16 protein-coding genes are annotated in these 16,476 nt (G+C 66.6%); 9 read left to right on the top strand and 7 right to left on the bottom strand.

Going from position 1 to position 16,476, the window contains the following annotated elements; genetic code table 11:
* Positions 1-9 precede the first annotated feature (9 nt).
* The 9 genes from PX554_RS14585 (at position 10) to PX554_RS14625 (ending at position 9,229) form a co-directional block, all read left to right on the top strand.
* Positions 10-1,356, top strand: coding sequence for a DUF418 domain-containing protein (locus PX554_RS14585; protein ID WP_275502892.1), 1,347 nt, complete (start codon positions 10-12; stop codon positions 1,354-1,356).
* Between the two features lie 45 nt (positions 1,357-1,401).
* Positions 1,402-3,639: a S9 family peptidase gene (locus PX554_RS14590; RefSeq protein ID WP_275502894.1), complete on the top strand. Its 2,238-nt coding sequence runs from the start codon at positions 1,402-1,404 to the stop codon at positions 3,637-3,639.
* Positions 3,640-3,643: 4 nt separating this feature from the next.
* A complete protein-coding gene (locus PX554_RS14595) occupies positions 3,644-4,360 on the top strand; it encodes an MgtC/SapB family protein (RefSeq protein ID WP_275502896.1) in 717 nt (238 codons plus the stop codon).
* 61 nt (positions 4,361-4,421) lie between these two features.
* Positions 4,422-5,450, top strand: a complete 1,029-nt coding sequence (locus PX554_RS14600; protein WP_275502898.1) for an aspartate-semialdehyde dehydrogenase — start codon at positions 4,422-4,424, stop codon at positions 5,448-5,450.
* Positions 5,451-5,488: 38 nt separating this feature from the next.
* Positions 5,489-5,752 (top strand): FitA-like ribbon-helix-helix domain-containing protein, encoded by a 264-nt coding sequence (locus tag PX554_RS14605; RefSeq protein ID WP_093224145.1) that lies wholly within the window; start codon positions 5,489-5,491, stop codon positions 5,750-5,752.
* Complete coding sequence (locus PX554_RS14610; RefSeq protein WP_093224144.1) at positions 5,749-6,165, top strand: type II toxin-antitoxin system VapC family toxin; 417 nt, start codon at positions 5,749-5,751, stop codon at positions 6,163-6,165. The genes PX554_RS14605 and PX554_RS14610 overlap by 4 nt, the downstream gene beginning before the upstream one ends.
* Positions 6,162-6,611 (top strand): GFA family protein, encoded by a 450-nt coding sequence (locus tag PX554_RS14615; protein WP_275502903.1) that lies wholly within the window; start codon positions 6,162-6,164, stop codon positions 6,609-6,611. The genes PX554_RS14610 and PX554_RS14615 overlap by 4 nt, the downstream gene beginning before the upstream one ends.
* Positions 6,592-7,353 (top strand): alpha/beta fold hydrolase, encoded by a 762-nt coding sequence (locus tag PX554_RS14620; protein WP_275502905.1) that lies wholly within the window; start codon positions 6,592-6,594, stop codon positions 7,351-7,353. The genes PX554_RS14615 and PX554_RS14620 overlap by 20 nt, the downstream gene beginning before the upstream one ends.
* Positions 7,354-7,411: 58 nt before the next feature.
* Positions 7,412-9,229, top strand: coding sequence for a M2 family metallopeptidase (locus tag PX554_RS14625; RefSeq protein WP_275502906.1), 1,818 nt, complete (start codon positions 7,412-7,414; stop codon positions 9,227-9,229).
* 30 nt (positions 9,230-9,259) lie between these two features.
* On the opposite strand, the gene PX554_RS14630 is transcribed toward PX554_RS14625, so the two are convergent.
* The 7 genes from PX554_RS14630 to PX554_RS14660 form a co-directional block, all read right to left on the bottom strand.
* Positions 9,260-9,670, bottom strand: a complete 411-nt coding sequence (locus tag PX554_RS14630) for a GFA family protein (RefSeq protein WP_275502908.1) — start codon at positions 9,668-9,670, stop codon at positions 9,260-9,262.
* A gap of 58 nt (positions 9,671-9,728) precedes the next feature.
* On the bottom strand, positions 9,729-10,367 hold the full coding sequence (locus PX554_RS14635) for a DUF6975 family protein (protein WP_275502910.1): 639 nt from the start codon (positions 10,365-10,367) through the stop codon (positions 9,729-9,731).
* 125 nt (positions 10,368-10,492) lie between these two features.
* Positions 10,493-11,362 (bottom strand): PAS domain-containing protein, encoded by an 870-nt coding sequence (locus PX554_RS14640; RefSeq protein WP_275502911.1) that lies wholly within the window; start codon positions 11,360-11,362, stop codon positions 10,493-10,495.
* A 94-nt stretch (positions 11,363-11,456) separates the two neighbouring features.
* Positions 11,457-13,487 (bottom strand): RNA polymerase sigma factor RpoD, encoded by a 2,031-nt coding sequence (gene rpoD, locus PX554_RS14645; protein WP_093224137.1) that lies wholly within the window; start codon positions 13,485-13,487, stop codon positions 11,457-11,459.
* Positions 13,487-15,367 carry a DNA primase gene (dnaG, locus tag PX554_RS14650; protein WP_275502915.1) on the bottom strand — a complete coding sequence of 627 codons (1,881 nt, stop codon included), beginning with the start codon at positions 15,365-15,367 and terminating at the stop codon, positions 13,487-13,489. The genes rpoD and dnaG overlap by 1 nt, the downstream gene beginning before the upstream one ends.
* Positions 15,368-15,508: 141 nt before the next feature.
* A complete protein-coding gene (locus PX554_RS14655; RefSeq protein WP_275502917.1) occupies positions 15,509-15,853 on the bottom strand; it encodes a GIY-YIG nuclease family protein in 345 nt (114 codons plus the stop codon).
* Between the two features lie 113 nt (positions 15,854-15,966).
* The gene (locus PX554_RS14660; RefSeq protein ID WP_275502919.1) at positions 15,967-16,419 is read right to left on the bottom strand and encodes a GatB/YqeY domain-containing protein; all 453 of its coding nucleotides are present in this window, start codon (positions 16,417-16,419) and stop codon (positions 15,967-15,969) included.
* Positions 16,420-16,476: the final 57 nt, after the last annotated feature.

Genomic DNA, 16,476 nt, shown 5'->3' on the forward strand with positions numbered 1-16,476 from the left:
AACGCCAGGGTGAACGACGTACCGATGACCACGGCGGCCGAGCCGGATGGCGCGCCGCGCATCGCCGTGCTCGACATCCTGCGCGGCGTGGCGATCCTCGGCATCCTGTTCATGAACATCAACGACATGGGACAGTCGCTGTTCGCGTCGTTCGACGACGTGCGGCATCTCGGCTGGAGCGCGAGCGATCAGGTGGCGTGGTGGCTGCGCGAGGTGTTCGCCAACGGCACCGCGCGCTGCATGCTGGAGATGCTGTTCGGGGCCGGCATGGTGATCCTCACCGGCCGCGCGGCCGAAGCGGCGGGGCATCTTCAGGTGCTGGGGCGCTATTATGTGCGCAACCTGATCCTGCTCGGCTTCGGGCTCGTCCACATCTTCATCCTGCTGTGGCCGGGCGACATCCTCCACACATATGGCATCGCCGCGCTGATCGCGTTCCTGTTCGCGCGGCTGCCCGGCAGGTGGCTGGTTGTGATCGGCCTCAACCTCGCCGCGTTCACGCTCGTCAGCGGCGCGAGCGACTATCAGCGGATCGCGCAGCGGCAGGCCACGCTCGCGCAGGTGGCGGTGAAGCAGCGTGAGCGGCTTCCGCTCGACGCGGCGGACCGGGCGGCGATCGCCGCGCAGAAGACGCACGAGGCCACCAAGGCCAAGCGCGATCGCGAGCTCGCCGCGCGCGTCGCCGCGGAGGACGTGGCACGCAGCGGCACCGCGCTCACCTGGGCGCGGGCGCAGTGGAATACGATCGGCGTGATCGAGGGCTATGGGCTGGAAGCGCTGTTCGTGTGGGAAGCCGCCTCGACGATGCTGATCGGGGCGGGGCTGTTCAAGCTCGGGCTGATCCAGGGCGGGCGATCGCGGCGCTTTTATGTCGGGATGGCGGTGATCGGCTATGCGATCGGCGTCACGCTGCGCTGCGTGACGGTGTGGCAGGCGATGCGCTTCGATGACGCGCCCAAGCTCGACTGGGCAACCTCCGAACTGGCGCGGCTCGCGGTCACGCTCGGGCATATCGCGCTCATCAACCTGCTGGCGACGAGCGCGCGCGGCGCGCGGCTGCTGCGGCCGTTCGTCGCGGCGGGGCGGACGGCGCTGACGCTGTATATCGCGCAGACGCTGATTTGCCTGTGGCTGCTGTTCCCGCCGTTCGCGCTCGCGCTGTATGGAAAGCTCACCTGGGGGCCGCTGATGGTGACGGCGTTCGCGATCGACGCGGCGCTGCTCTGGGCGGCGAACCGATATGTCCGCCACTTCGATATCGCGCCGGTCGAATGGGCATGGCGCTCGCTGATCGAGGGGCGGCGGTTGCCCTGGCGCAAACCCGCCCCTTTACGCGCCGGTCGCGCACCGCGATAAGGCCGCACCCGCCTGCCGTCCGTGCCGGCGACGACGATCTGTGAGATGCGGAGATGGTGTTTGCGAAAAGGCGCGTTGCTCGCTGCGGTGGTGTTGTGTTCGGCACCGGTTCCCCTCATGGCGGCTGAGCCGGCGCAGCAGGCGCTGACGCTCGACCGCGTCTTCGCCAGCCCCGATCTCGCCGGGCCGCAGCCGCGCGCGCTGCGGCTCTCGCCCGACGGTACGTTGCTGACCTCGCTGCGTCCGCGCGCCGACGAGAAGGACCGGCTCGACCTGTGGGCGCGCGACACGCGCACCGGCGAGGAGCGGATGCTGGTCGATTCGCGCAAGATCGGCACTGGCGCCGAACTGTCCGAGGCCGAGAAGATGCAGCGCGAGCGCGCGCGGATCGGCGGATCGAAAGGGATCGTCGCCTATGATTGGGCGCCTGACGGCAAGGCGATCCTGGTGCCGCTCGACGGCGATCTGTTCCTCGCCGGGCTCGACGGGCAGGTGCGCCGGCTGACCGACCAGCCCGGCGGCCAGCTCAACCCGTCCGTATCGTCGAAGAGCGGCTTCATTGGTTTCGTGCGCGACCAGAATCTGTTCGTCCAGCCGCTTGGCGGCGGCGCGGCGCGCGCGGTGACGCAGGGCGGTGGCGGGACGGTCCACTGGGGCGAGGCCGAGTTCGTCGCGCAGGAGGAAATGCACCGCTTCACCGGCTATTGGTGGTCGCCCGACGAGACGCGGATCGCGGTCGAGCGGTTCGACGAGGCGCCCGTCGGCGTGGTCACCCGCGCCGCGATCGGCGCGGACGGCACCAAGGTCTATGACCAGCGCTATCCGGCGGCGGGCACGCCCAACGCGCTCGTCGATCTCTACGTCGTCGGTCTGGACGGCAAGCAGGTCAAGGTCGATCTCGGCGCGAACCGCGACATCTACCTCGCGCGCGTCGACTGGACGCCCGACGGCAAGACCTTGCTCGTCCAGCGCCAGAGCCGCGACCAGAAGACGCTCGACATGCTGAGCGTCGATCCCGCGACGGGCAAGGCGCAGGTGCTGTTCACCGAAAAATCGGGCACGCGCAGTTGGCTCAACCTCAGCGACGCGTATCGCGTGCTCGGCGATGGTAGCCTGATCTGGGCGTCCGAACGCAGCGGCAATCGCCATCTCTATCGCTACGCACACGGCAAATGGACGCAACTTACCAAGGGCGATTGGGTCGTGCAGGCGCTGATCGGGGTGGACGAGAAGGCCGGGCGGATCACCTTCGTCGCCAACAAGGACGGGCCGCTCGAACAGCATGTCTATGCACTCGACCTCAAGCACGGCAATGCCATCACCCGGCTGACCGAAGCCGGCTGGTGGAACACAGCGACGATGGACGGCGATGCGAGCCGGCTGATCGTCACCCGCTCGAACCCCGATCAGCCGCCGCAAACCTATCTCGCGGATAGCGGGGGCAAGCGGCTGGCGTGGATCAACGAGAATGCCGTGGTGCCGGGGCATCCTTATTACCCGTATCGCGCCGCGCATCGCAGCACCCAGTTCGGCACGATCAAGGCCGATGACGGCACGCCGCTCTATTACGAGATGATCGCGCCAGCGCTCGAACCCGGCAAGAAATACCCGGTATTTTTCCAGCATTATGGCGGCCCCGGCACCGGCCAGCAGGTGACGCGCGCGTGGGGCGGGGCGCTGCCGCAATATCTCGTGCAGCACGGCTATGTGTTCTTCCAGATCGACAACCGCGGATCGTACAATCGCGGCAAGGCGTTCGAGGATGCGATCTACCGGGCGATGGGCACGGTCGAGGTGGCGGATCAGTTGGCGGGCGCGAAGTTCGTCAAGAGCCAGCCGTTCGTCGATCCCGCCAAGGTGGCGATCTACGGCTGGTCCTATGGCGGCTATATGACGCTCAAGATGCTGGAGGCGAACCAGGGCGTCTATGCCGCCGGCGTCTCGGGCGCACCGGTGACCAAGTGGGAACTCTACGACACCCATTATACCGAGCGCTATATGGGCGATCCGGGCAAGGATGCCGCCGCGTACACGGCGTCCGACGCGATCGGCGATGCCGCCAGGATCGCCGATCCGCTGCTGCTGATCCACGGCATGGCCGACGACAATGTCGTGTTCGAGAATTCGACCGCGTTCGCCGCCGAGATGCAGAAGCAGAACCGCGCGTTCGAGATGATGTTCTACCCCGGCCAGACCCACCGTGTCGGTGGGCCGGGGATCAGCGCGCATCTGTGGGGGACGATCCTCAACTTCCTCGATCGCACCGTGAAGTCCAAGCCGTAACGCGATGCGGTTCCTGACGACCTTCCACCTGCTGCCGTTCCTCGACACGGTCGTCAGTTACGTCGTCGCGTTCGTGCTCGGCACGCTGATCGGCGCCGAGCGGCAGTATCGGCAGCGCACGGCGGGGTTGCGCACCAACGCGCTGGTCGCGCTGGGGTCGGCGGCGTTCGTCGATCTGGGCGAGCGGCTCGGCGGCGACGTCGAATCGATCCGGGTGATCGCCTATGTCGTGTCGGGGATCGGCTTCCTCGGCGCGGGCGTCATCATGAAGGAGGGGATGAACGTCCGCGGGCTCAACACCGCGGCGACTTTGTGGTGTTCGGCGGCGGTCGGTGCGATCGCCGGCAGCGACCTGATTGCGGAGGCGGCGCTGCTGGCCTTCATGGTGATCCTCGTCAACACCGTGCTGCGGCCGCTGGTGGATGCGATCAACCGCGTACCGATCGAGGGACGGAGCGTCGAGGCGACCTATTCGGTCACCATCACCACGGAGGCCGAGGCGGCCGGGCCGATGGGCGACTTGTTGACTGAGCATCTTGAAAGCGCGCAACTGCCGGTCGCCGAACTCGATGTGGTGCCGCGCGGCGAGGACCGGGTGGAGATCGTCGCCAAGCTGGTCAGCACCAATGTCGCGGCGAGCGAACTGGATGCGCTGACCGATCATCTCGCTGCGGTCCACGGGATCACGCATGCGACCTGGCAGGCGCGCACGCACGATTAGCAAAGTCGATGGACGCACCAGCGCAATGACGCTACGGGCACGGCCCGAATTGGAGAATATCATGGGTTATCGGATCGTCGTCGCGGGTGCCACGGGCAATGTCGGGCGCGAAATGCTGAACATTCTGGCCGAGCGCGAATTTCCGGCGGACGAGATCGCCGTGCTCGCGTCCTCGCGCAGCCAGGGCGACGAGGTCGATTTCGGCGAGACCGGCAAGAAGCTCAAGATCCAGAACATCGACCATTTCGATCCGACCGGCTGGGACATGGCGCTGTTCGCGATCGGTTCCGACGCGACCAAGATCCACGCGCCGCGCTTTGCGGCGGCGGGCTGTACGGTGATCGACAATTCGTCGCTCTACCGGATGGACCCGGACGTGCCGCTGATCGTGCCGGAGGTGAACCCGGATGCGATCAACGGCTATCGCGCCAAGAACATCATCGCCAACCCGAATTGCTCGACCGCGCAGATGGTGGTGGCGCTCAAGCCGTTGCATGACGCCGCCGGCATCAAGCGGGTCGTCGTCGCGACCTATCAGTCGGTGTCGGGCGCGGGCAAGGCGGGCATGGACGAGCTGTTCGAACAGAGCCGCAACATCTTCGTCGGCGATCCGGCCGAGCCGAAGAAGTTCACCAAGCAGATCGCCTTCAACGTGATCCCGCATATCGACAGCTTCCTCGACGACGGATCGACCAAGGAAGAGTGGAAGATGGTGGTCGAGACCAAGAAGATCCTCGACACCCGGATCAAGGTTCATGCGACGTGCGTGCGCGTGCCGGTGTTCGTCGGCCATTCGGAAGCGATCAACATCGAGTTCGAACGCGAGATTTCGGCCGAAGAGGCGCAGAACATCCTGCGGGAAGCGCCGGGCATCATGCTCGTCGACAAGCGCGAGGACGGCGGATACGTCACCCCGGTCGAATGCGTGGGCGAATATGCGACCTTCATCAGCCGCGTGCGCGAAGACCCGACCGTCGAGAACGGACTGGCGCTGTGGTGCGTCAGCGACAATCTCCGCAAGGGCGCGGCGCTGAACGCGGTGCAGATCGCCGAGTTGCTGGGGCGGCGGCATTTGCAGAAGGCGGATTGAGTGTTGTGACGATGATAGCAACATGCTATCATCGTCACATGGGACAGGTTCTGATCCGCAATCTCGACGACGGCTTGCTGGAGGATTTCCGGCGCGCAGCGAAGGACGGTGGGCGGTCGCTCGAAGCCGAGCTCCGCGACGCGCTTCAGCGTAGTCGGCCGGCGCGGAAGCGGCTGTCCAAGGAGGAACTGGTGGCGCTGTCGCACCGTATGCGCGCCTCCACTCCGCCCGGCGTAGGCTCCATCGACAGCACCGATATTATCCGCGAGGCGCGGGATAGCGGTTACGGCCGATCAGGATGACCGCGATCGTGCTCGATGCAAGCGTCGCCGTGAAGCTGGTCAGTGAAGAGCCGGAGAGCGACGCGGCGTTGGATCGGGTGGGTGCGGCAACACGGATTATCGCGCCGGACTGGATGCTGCTCGAGGTCACGCACGCGCTTTGGAAGAAAGCACATCAGTCACGCGCGGACGAGGCGGTGGCGAACGCTGGCGTCCAGGCGCTCAAGCAGATCGTCGATACGTTCTTTCCGGCAGAAGACCTGCTGCCGACAGCATTGTCTTTGTCCTTCGCGTTACAGCATCCCGTGTATGACTGCCTGTATCTCGCACTAGCGCAAGCCGAAGGCGCGATGGTCGTGACGGCTGATGAGAAGTTCGCGCGTGCCGCCATCCAGCATGGGCAAGGCAGCCACACTGAACTGCTGGTGTCATGACCGAAACCCTCACCGGCGGCTGTCAATGCGGCCGCATCCGTTATGCGGTCACGGTCCAAGACGACGACGCCTATCTCTGCCACTGCCGGATGTGCCAGCGCACGACCGGGGGCGTTTCGATCGCGTTCAAGGGCGTGCGGATCGCCGATGTCGAATGGACGATGCAGCCGCCCGAGCGTTTCCGCTCCTCGCCGATCGCCGAGCGCGGGTTTTGCCGGGAGTGCGGCACGCCGCTGACATTCGAGTTCCTCAAGCCCGGCGAGACGATGGACCTGACCGTGGGCAGCTTCGACGACCCCGGACGGTTCGTGCCGCGCCACCATTTCGGAGTCGAGAGCCTGCACGAAGCGTGGATCGACACGCACGCCCTGCCGCGGATAAGGAGCGAGGATAATCCCTCGACCTCAGACCGCTGGATGGACGCCATTGGCAAGCTCCCCGATTGAACCGCAGTTTTTCGACAGTTTCGACGGCACCCGGATCGCCTGGCGCGAAACCGGCGACAGGCGGCCGCTCGTCCTGATCCATGGCTATTTCTCCGACGCCTTCACCAACTGGATTCGCTACGGCCACGCCGCGCTGATCGCGGCGCGCGGCTTTCGGGTCATCATGCCCGATCTGCGCGCGCACGGCAGCAGCGCCAAGCCGCACGATGCCGCCAGCTATCCGCCCGACGTGCTGATGCGCGACGGCTTCGCGCTGATCGAACATCTTGGGCTCACCGATTATGATCTGGGCGGCTATTCGCTCGGTGCGCGCACCACGGTGCGGATGCTGGCGAGCGGCGCGACGCCGCGCCGCGCGGTGCTGTCGGGGATGGGCTATCAGGGCATCGTCCATACCGCCGGGCGCGGGCGGCACTTCCGCCATGTGCTCACCAATCTCGGCACGTTCGAGCGCGGCAGCAACGAATGGCTGACCGAGGCTTTCCTCAAGACCACCAAGGGCGATCCGCAGGCGCTGCTCCGCATCCTCGACACGTTCGTCGATACGCCGGCGGACGCCGTGGCCGCGATCACCACGCCGACGCTGGTGCTGAGCGGCGTCGATGACCATGACAATGGCTCGGGTGTCGAGCTGGCCGGCGCGCTGGCCAACGGCACCTTCCGCGACATGCCGGGCAACCATATGAGCGCGGTGACGAAGCCCGAATTGGGTCAGGAAATCGCCGACTTTCTCGCCGCTTGACCTGGTCGCCGCGGCGGCACACCTTGCCGCCACAAGAAAAGATACAAGGGGACATTCCATGATCCGCACCGGCATTTCCACCGTCGCGCTGGCACTCGCGCTCGCGGCGACCCCGGCGCTCGCGCAGACCGCCGTCAAACCGACGCCCGCTCAGGCCGATGCCTTCGTCGCCGACGCGGAGAAGGTTCTCGGCGATTTCTCGGTGCCCGCGCAGCAGGCGACGTGGATCAACGAGACCTATATCACCGACGATACCGACGCGATCGCCGCGCGTTTTGGCGCCGAGAGCACCGAATTGCAGGTGAAATACGCGCTCGGCGCGGCGCGGTTCGCGACGCTGCCCGGCCTGTCGTATGACACCAAGCGCAAGCTCGACCTGCTGCGTGGCGGGCTGACGCTGCCCGCACCGACCACGCCGGGCGCGGCGAACGAACTCGCGACGATCGTCACGCGCATGTCCTCCGAATATGGCAAGGGCAGGGGCACGCTCGACGGCAAGCCGATCAACGGCAGCGACATCGAGGCGGCGATGGGCACCACGCGTGACCCCGCCAAGCTCAAGGAGATGTGGGTAAGCTGGCACGATCAGGTCGGCGCGCCGATGCGCAAGGATTATGCGCGGCAGGTGGTGATCGCCAACCAGGGCGCCAAGCAGCTCGGCTTCGCCGATACCGGTGCCTTGTGGCGTGCCGGCTACGACATGCCGCCCGACCAGTTCGCGGCGCTCACCGATACGCTGTGGAAGCAGGTCGAGCCGCTGTATCTGGCGCTGCACACCTATGTCCGCTGGAAGCTCAACGAGAAGTATGGCGACGCCGTGCAGCCCAAGACCGGGCCGATCCGCGCCGATCTGCTCGGCAACATGTGGGCGCAGGAATGGGGCAACATCTACGACGTGGTCGCGCCCAAGGGCGCGGGCGACCTCGGCTATGATGTCGGCGATCTGCTCAAGGCCAGGAATTACGACCCGATCAAGATGTTCAAGACGGGTGAGGGGTTCTACACGTCGCTCGGGTTCCGGCCGCTGCCCGAGAGCTTCTGGAAACGCTCGCAGATCGTCAAACCCGCCGACCGGGAGGTGATCTGCCACGCCTCGGCGTGGGACATCGACAACAAGGACGACCTGCGCATCAAGATGTGCACCAAGGTCAATTCGGACGATTTCGTCACCATCCATCATGAGATGGGGCATAATTTCTACCAGCGCGCCTATAACACCAAGCCGTTCCTCTATGAAAACGGCGCGAACGACGGATTCCACGAGGCGATCGGCGATTTCATCGCGCTGTCGATCACGCCGGACTATCTGGTCAAGATCGGCCTGCTTGACCCCGCCAAGGTGCCGAGCGCGGACAAGGACATCGGGCTGTTGCTGCGGCAGGCGATGGACAAGGTCGCGTTCCTGCCATTTGGGCTGTTGATCGACAAATGGCGCTGGGGCGTTTTCTCGGGCGCGATCCCTGAGAGCCAGTATGAGAAGGGCTGGAACGACCTGCGGCTCAAATATCAGGGCGTGGTGCCGCCGGTCGCGCGCGACGAGACGAAGTTCGATCCGGGTGCCAAGTTCCACGTTCCCGCGAGCGTGCCCTACACGCGCTATTTCCTCGCGCGGCTGCTCCAGTTCCAGTTCTACGAAGCGGCGTGCAAGCAGGCCGGGTGGACCGGGCCGCTGCACCGCTGCTCGTTCTACGGCAACAAGGACGTGGGCGCGAAGCTCGACACGATGCTGGCGATGGGTCAGTCGAAGCCGTGGCCCGATGCGTTGCAGGCGTTCACCGGCAGCCGCGAGATGTCGGGGCAGGCGATGGTCGATTATTTCGCGCCGCTCAAAGTCTGGCTCGACGCGCAGAACACGGGCAAGCCGAGCGGCTGGTGACGGGCGGCCCCGCGCGCGCGGGGCGCGGCTTCACGCGACGGGCGGCGGCTGCCCTTCCACTTGCGGCAGCGCCGGATCGAAATGTGCCCATGCCGGCGCTTCGCTGGTCCAGATCGTCGCGCCGGGCGCGACCAGGCCGGGATCGTCGAGCGAGCCGGCGCGCACGAAGATCAGGTGCGGGCGGGCCTCGGCGGTGCTGAATAGCGGTGTGCCGCACTCCGCGCAGAAGCCGCGATGGAGGACGTTGCCGCTGTCGGCGGTGTCGGTGCGCCAGCGCGGCGCGCCGGTTATCGTCACGCCTTCGCTGGGGAAGGCGACGTTGACGGTGCCGCTCCCCGCGCCGAGATATTGGCACAGCCGGCACCAGCAGGCGCGCGCCGCGATCGGCTCGCCCGGAATATCGTAGCGTATCGCGCCGCACAGGCATCCGCCGCTGGTCATCGCATCCCCCATAGGTCGGCCCAAGGATAAGGGCGTCGCGCGCGTTCGCGCAAGCCGCTCAACCGTGATGGTCGCGGGCGCTGGCGCGGGCTTCGAGCAGGCTCCAGAGCCCGCGATGCTGTGCGAAGACCTGTTGCGCGCCGAACGCGACGGCGCGCCGGATCGCGGGCGAATCGCCGACCGTCGCGACGAACGCGGCGAGATCGGTGCGGTCGGGCAGTTCCGACGGGGGCACCGCGACGCCGAAGCGCGCGGCGGCGGCGTCGAGCACGGTGCGGATCGTCTCCCAGTCGAGCACCAACGCGACCGCCGCACCGAGCGCGCAACCCTTCCGGTCGGAGCGGGCGAGCATGTCGAAGGCGTGGCGCTGGCTGGCGAAAGCGGCATCGGCCTGCGCCTGGCCGGGCGTGGAGGGCAGGGGGCCGACGGCGGCGGTGAGATGTGCGAGATAGGCGCGTTCGTTGGTGAAGGCGGCGGTGACGCGCGCGAACCAGTCGGCTGTGGCTTCGTCGCGAGCGAGCGCGGTGTCCTCGAACAGATAGCGCCCATGGATCGTGCAGACCGCGTGGACGGCGTCCGCCACGTCTCGCCGGACAGCGGCGGGTGCGGCGAGCGCGGCGACGCGCGGATGCGCCGCGCTGCCATCGGTCGCCGCGAGGGCGGCGAGCATGTGCCAGGCGTCATCGGCTGGATTCATCGATGGTGCCTCGATCGCCATGAAGTCGGCGTGTCTCTTTTCGAAAATGTCACTGGTGTGTCCGGTATGACGCGACGGTTTATACGAAGCGCGTAAAGACGTGGTGTAGATCGGCTTAACGGTGTTCACCCGGGCGGCACGACGAGCAGCGCGGTGATGCCGTTGATCGCCGCGCCAGCGCGGCGCGGGGCGAGACCGATCCGCGCGCGGCGCGCGGCGCCCTGGCCGGACGGCAGCATCGCGGTGATCTGAAGGCGCGCCGCCGAGGTGAAGACCCGGTCGAGTGTGTCGCGCACCGCCTGCTGCGACGCGGGCGCGAACAAGGCGGCGAAGGCGGTGCCGGCGAGTGCCTCGGCGGGTTGGCCGCACAGGCTGGCGAGCGCGGGAGACGCCGATTCGAGGTGGCCGCGCGTGTCGATCCGCGCGGCGGCGACGTTGCCGGTCGCGGTGATCGCGGCGGCGAGCGCATCGGCATCGGCGCGCGGATCGGCGGGATCGCGCGCGATCAGCATCAGCCCGCCGGGCCAGGCGTCGATCAGCAGGTTGAGCCGGTGGCCGGAATTGAGCCGCATCGGCAGATCGAGCGCGACCGGCGCCGCCGTGCGCAGCGCGCGCTCGGCCGATATGGCGAGGCGTGATCGAGCGCTTTCCGTGACGAGCCCGGCGAGCGTGGCGCCCGGTTCGGCCAGCGCGCCGAAGGCGTTCCGTGCGGCGATGCTCGCGCCGACGATCCGTTGCCCGGTATCGGCGAGGAGCACGCGATCGTCGATCCGGTCGAGCACGGCGGCGAGATCGGGGCTCAATCCGCTCTGCCCGGCCGGATGCGTCGCGCACAGCGCGTCCATGATCTCGACCGAGGTGAGCACCAGCCGCGCGCGGCCGCGATGCAGGATGTACACCGGGGCGTGCGCGGCGCGACCCTGCCAATAGCCGAACCGGCGGACGAGATCCGATGCGGTCGCGACTTGATGCGGGGGCATGGCCGGTTTGGACATGGCCTCCGCTTAACCGATCACGCGCGCCTGACGACGCCTCCGCACCGGAACGGAGCAAGTTGGCCGCGCCGGTTAACCGACGCGGCCCACGACATCACTGATCGAGGAAGGACCGCATCTTGCGCGAGCGGCTCGGGTGCTTGAGCTTGCGCAGCGCCTTCGCCTCGATCTGGCGGATGCGCTCGCGCGTCACCGAGAATTGCTGGCCGACTTCTTCCAGCGTGTGATCGGTGTTCATGCCGATGCCGAAGCGCATGCGCAGCACGCGTTCCTCGCGCGGGGTGAGGCTCGCCAGCACGCGCGTGACGGTCTCCTTGAGGTTGGCCTGGATCGCGGCATCGACGGGGATGATCGCGTTCTTGTCCTCGATGAAATCGCCCAGATGCGAATCCTCCTCGTCGCCGATCGGCGTTTCGAGGCTGATCGGCTCCTTGGCGATCTTCATCACCTTGCGAACCTTTTCGAGCGGCATCGAGAGCCGCTCGGCCATTTCCTCGGGCGTGGGCTCGCGACCCTGCTCGTGGAGGAACTGGCGGCTGGTGCGCACCAGCTTGTTGATCGTTTCGATCATATGCACCGGGATGCGGATCGTGCGCGCCTGATCGGCGATCGAGCGCGTGATCGCCTGACGAATCCACCAGGTCGCATAGGTGCTGAACTTGTAGCCGCGGCGATATTCGAACTTATCGACCGCCTTCATCAGCCCGATATTGCCCTCCTGGATGAGATCCAGGAACTGAAGCCCGCGATTGGTGTATTTCTTGGCGATCGAGATGACGAGCCGCAGGTTCGCCTCGACCATCTCCTTCTTGGCGATGCGCGCCTCGCGCTCGCCCTTCTGCACCATGTTGACGATGCGGCGGAACTCGCCGAGCGCCATGCCGGTCTGCTGGCTGATCTCGGCGATTTCCAGACGAATGCGGTCGGCCGAATCGCTCTCGTTGGCGACGAAATTGGCCCACTTCTTGTCCACTTTGGCCGCGCTCGACGGGAATGCCTCGTCGAGTTCGTGGCCGATGTAGCGATCGAGGAAATCCTTGCGGCTGACCTTGTGACGCTCGGCGAGGCGCAGCATCTGCCCGCCCAGCGCGGTCAGGCGCCGGTTGAACGAATAGAGCTGATCGACGAGATATTCGATCTTGGCGTTGTGGAACTGGACGCTCTCGACCTCGGCGGTGAGTTCCTCGCGCAGCTTCTGATACTTGCGCTCGTCCGCCGCCGACAGCTCGCCGCCCGCCCCCATCTGGTCGAGGCGCTGCTGCTGCATCTTCGAGAATTTCTTGTAGATCGCCGTGATGTTGGCGAACCGCTCGAGCGCGATCGGCTTGAGCTGCTCCTCCATCTGCGCGAGGCTGAGGGTGTTGTCCTCCTCCTCATCGTCCGACGCGCGCGGCGTGCGCCGCTCGGTCATCGAATCCTCGTCCTCGTCGGCGGACGCCTCCTCGGGCTCGTCCTCTTCCTTGAACGACGGGCCGGCGGTCTTCTCCGAAATCTCAGCATCCTCGCCCGTATCGTCGTCGGAGAGACTTTCGGGGGCGGGATCCTTGGACAGCATCGCGTCGAGATCGAGGATCTCGCGGAGCTGCATCGTGCCTTCGTTGAGCGCGGTCGACCAGTCGATGATCGCGTTGAAGGTGATCGGGCTTTCGCACAGGCCGAGGATCATCGTGTCGCGGCCGGCCTCGATCCGCTTGGCGATGGCGATCTCGCCCTCGCGGCTGAGCAGCTCGACCGCGCCCATCTCGCGCAGATACATCCGCACCGGATCATCGGTGCGATCGACGACTTCCTTTTTCTTCACGTCGAGATTGGGCGCGCTCTCCTCCGCGACGTCGGCCGGCTCGGCCTCGTCCTCGGGCTGCTCCTCGGCATCGCCCTCTTCGCCCTGCTCGTCATTCTCGACGATGTTGATGCCCATCTCGCTCAGCGCCGAGGAGATGTCCTCGATCTGATCGGACGACATCTCGCCCTGGGGCAGCGCCTCGTTGAGCTGATCGTAGGTGATGTAGCCGCGCTTCTTCGCGCGCGCGATCACCTTCTTGATGTTCGCATCGTTGAGGTCAATCAGCGGCGCGTCGCCACCCTCGTTGGTGTCCGAAACGTCCGCCATATCGGTCTTCGCCATTAACTGCCCTCGGATTTAAAAGCTCTGGCGTCTTCGTTCGCTTGCACGAGATTTGCAAGCCGCGTATCCAGAGCATGTCTTTCTTTTACCAGCGACACCTGCCGTTCGAACGCCTCGTCCGAATAGCGTGACTGCATCGCCGCTGTCGCCTCGCTCAAAGCCGCATCGATCTCGGGGCGCGCGACCAGGATTGCGATCGCCTCGTCGAGATCGGCGCGCGCCCGGATCGGGTCGGCATGCTTTTCGGTGAACGAGCATTGCAACTGGTCGGCCCTGAGCAACTCGCTGGCGATTTGATCGAAACCGGAAGACGCCAATATGGTGAGCAGGCGGTCACTATCAAGCGCCTGATCCTCGACCGCGAGATCGACCACCGCCTCGAACAGCCGCCCGAGCGCGCCGTCGGCGAGCCGCAGCGAGCCCAGCACCTCCATATGCCGCGCGATCTCGGCCGGATGGCGGATCAGCCCGGCGAGCACCGCCTTGGCGAGAATCCGGTCGATGCCGGTCGCGCGCACCGCCTTGGTCTGTTCGACCACAGGTGCGATCGGCGGTTTCCACGGTTGACCGGCGCGCCGGCCCCCGCCGCCGCCGGGCGCGCGCGGCACGAACGGGGCACGTTGGGGGCGGAACAGTTCGTCGAAACGGCGGCGGAAGTCGGCGAGATATTCGTGCTTCACGTCGCTGTCGGCGATGCTGTTGGCAAGCTCGGTGAAGCGCGCCTTGAGACCGGCGCGCTGCTCGGGCGTGGCGGTGGGTTCGGCGGCGAGTTCATGCGCCCACAGCCGATCGACCAGCGGTTGCGTGTCGCGCAGCAGTGCCTCGAACGCGGCCGGCCCCTTGGCGCGGACCAGATCGTCGGGGTCTTGCCCCTGCGGCAGCGTGACGAAGGCGAGGCTGCGGCCCGGCGTGAGCAGCGGCAGCGCGCGGTGCGCGGCGCGGATCGCGGCCTTCTGGCCGGCGCCGTCGCCGTCGAAGCACAGGATCGGCACGTCGCTCATCCGCCACAGCCGTTCGAGCTGCGCCTCGGTGAGCGCGGTGCCGAGCGGCGCGACCGCCTCGCCGAAGCCCGCCTGGGCGAGCGCGATCACGTCCATATAGCCCTCGACCACCAGCACGCGGCCTGCCTTGCGCGCGGCGGGGGCGGCCTTGTCGAGATTGTAGAGCGTGCGGCCCTTGTCGAAGAGCGGGGTTTCCGGCGAGTTGAGATACTTGGGTTCGCCGTCACCGATGATGCGGCCGCCGAACGCGATCGCGCGACCGCGCTGATCGCGGATCGGGATCATCAGCCGGCCGCGGAAGCGGTCGTAGGGTTCCTTGCCGTCGACCGAGATCAGCAGCCCGGCCTCGACCAGCATCGGATCGCCATAGTCTTTCAGCGCGGCCTTCAGTTTTCCGCGCGAATCGGGCGCGAAGCCGAGGCCGAAGTCACGCGCGGTCTCGGGGCGGATGCCGCGCTTCTCGAGCACGCCGCGCGCCTCGGCGCCGGCGAGGCCGTGGAGCTGTTCGGTGAACCATGCGGCGGCTTCGTCACAGGCTTCGTGCAGGCCCTTGGCGGCCTCGGCGCGTTGGGCGGCGCGCGCGTCCATCGCGGGCAGTTCCATGCCGGCGGCCTGGGCGAGTTCCTTGACCGCATCCATGAAGGGCAGGCCGCGCTGATCGGTCAGCCAGCGGATCGCGTCGCCATGCGCCGAACAGCCGAAGCAATGGTAGAAGCCCTTGTCGTCGTTGACGTAGAAGCTCGGCGTCTTCTCGTTATGGAACGGGCAGCACGCGCGAAATTCGCGCCCGGCCTTCTGGAGCTTGGTCGTACGGCCGATCAGCGCCGACAGAAGCGTGCGCGAGCGCAGCTCGTCGAGAAAGGCGGTGGAAAGACTCACCGCGCGATTCTATATCGCAGATCCGGGCGGGGGTTTGCAAGGGATTTAACCCCCCTCCCGCTCGCGGGAGGGGCGTGAGGTTTGGGGCAGCGGATGTGCTTCGGGCACGTCCTTCGACAAGCTCAGGACGAGCGGCGGAGTTTAATCCGGTTTGTCAGACCTCTCACGATCAAACTCCGTTCGTGCTGAGCTTGTCGAAGCACGTGTTCCACGCGACGCCGCCAGTTGCGAGACACGCGTCCAGTCGCCAGCGATCAGCGCCTCTTTCTTGGCGCGGGACCAGCCTTTGATCTGGCGCTCGGCCTCCAGCGCCTCGATACGGCTCGGGAAATCCTGGCTCCAGACGAGCGTCACCGGCCGGCGGCGGGCGGTGTAATCGCTGCCGCGCCCGGCCTCGTGTACGCCGATCCTCGCCTCCAGCGCATCGGTGTGGCCGGCGTAGAAGCTGCCGTCGGCGCAGCGCAGGAGGTAGGCCCAGAACGCCATTTGTCGATGCTGGCAGACGCGTGTCCGCCCGTCGAGAGGGGCGCGTTTGGGGCACGTGCTTCGACAGGCTCAGCACGAACGGAAGCAAGGGTGCGCTCGGCAGCGGGCTACGCTTAGCTCAGCGCCGCCTTCACCAGGCCGCTGGCCTTGCTCATGTCGAGCGTCTGGGCGTGCCGGGCCTTTAGTTCGGCCATCACGCGGCCCATGTCCTTCATGCCGCTCGCGCCGAGCTCGGCCTTGATCGCCTCGATCGCGGCGGTCGTCTCGGCTTCGCTCATCTGCTGGGGGAGGAAGCGTTCGATCACCGCGATCTCGGCGCTTTCCGCGTCGGCGAGTTCCTGGCGGCCGCCCTTCGCGAACATCTCGATCGATTCGCGGCGCTGCTTGACCATCTTCTGCAGCACCTCGACGACGAGCGCGTCGTCGCTGTCGGGCGCTTTGCCGGTGCGCGCCTCGATATCGCGGTTCTTGATCGCCGACTGGATGAGGCGGAGGGTGGCGGTGTCGGCTTTCTCGCCCGCCTTCATGGCGGTGACGAGCGCGGCCTTGATGTCGTCGCGTATCATTCTCATGTCCTTAATCGCAAACCCGCCGCTTAGCCCAAGCGGCGCGCCGATAACAGA

It is taken from the genome of Sphingomonas pollutisoli, assembly GCF_029167165.1.
Classification (GTDB): Bacteria; Pseudomonadota; Alphaproteobacteria; order Sphingomonadales; family Sphingomonadaceae; genus Sphingomonas; species Sphingomonas pollutisoli.

Bases quoted from the DNA above. Each gene is read 5' to 3' on its own strand.
- PX554_RS14590 (WP_275502894.1), top strand. From the start codon at position 1,402: ATGCGGAGATGGTGTTTGCGAAAAGGCGCGTTGCTCGCTGCGGTGGTG.
- PX554_RS14595 (WP_275502896.1), top strand. From the start codon at position 3,644: ATGCGGTTCCTGACGACCTTCCACCTGCTGCCGTTCCTCGACACGGTC.
- PX554_RS14600 (WP_275502898.1), top strand. From the start codon at position 4,422: ATGGGTTATCGGATCGTCGTCGCGGGTGCCACGGGCAATGTCGGGCGC.
- PX554_RS14605 (WP_093224145.1), top strand. From the start codon at position 5,489: ATGGGACAGGTTCTGATCCGCAATCTCGACGACGGCTTGCTGGAGGAT.
- PX554_RS14610 (WP_093224144.1), top strand. From the start codon at position 5,749: ATGACCGCGATCGTGCTCGATGCAAGCGTCGCCGTGAAGCTGGTCAGT.
- PX554_RS14615 (WP_275502903.1), top strand. From the start codon at position 6,162: ATGACCGAAACCCTCACCGGCGGCTGTCAATGCGGCCGCATCCGTTAT.
- PX554_RS14625 (WP_275502906.1), top strand. From the start codon at position 7,412: ATGATCCGCACCGGCATTTCCACCGTCGCGCTGGCACTCGCGCTCGCG.
- PX554_RS14630 (WP_275502908.1), bottom strand. From the start codon at position 9,670: ATGACCAGCGGCGGATGCCTGTGCGGCGCGATACGCTACGATATTCCG.
- PX554_RS14635 (WP_275502910.1), bottom strand. From the start codon at position 10,367: ATGAATCCAGCCGATGACGCCTGGCACATGCTCGCCGCCCTCGCGGCG.
- PX554_RS14640 (WP_275502911.1), bottom strand. From the start codon at position 11,362: ATGTCCAAACCGGCCATGCCCCCGCATCAAGTCGCGACCGCATCGGAT.
- rpoD (WP_093224137.1), bottom strand. From the start codon at position 13,487: ATGGCGAAGACCGATATGGCGGACGTTTCGGACACCAACGAGGGTGGC.
- PX554_RS14655 (WP_275502917.1), bottom strand. From the start codon at position 15,853: ATGGCGTTCTGGGCCTACCTCCTGCGCTGCGCCGACGGCAGCTTCTAC.
- PX554_RS14660 (WP_275502919.1), bottom strand. From the start codon at position 16,419: ATGATACGCGACGACATCAAGGCCGCGCTCGTCACCGCCATGAAGGCG.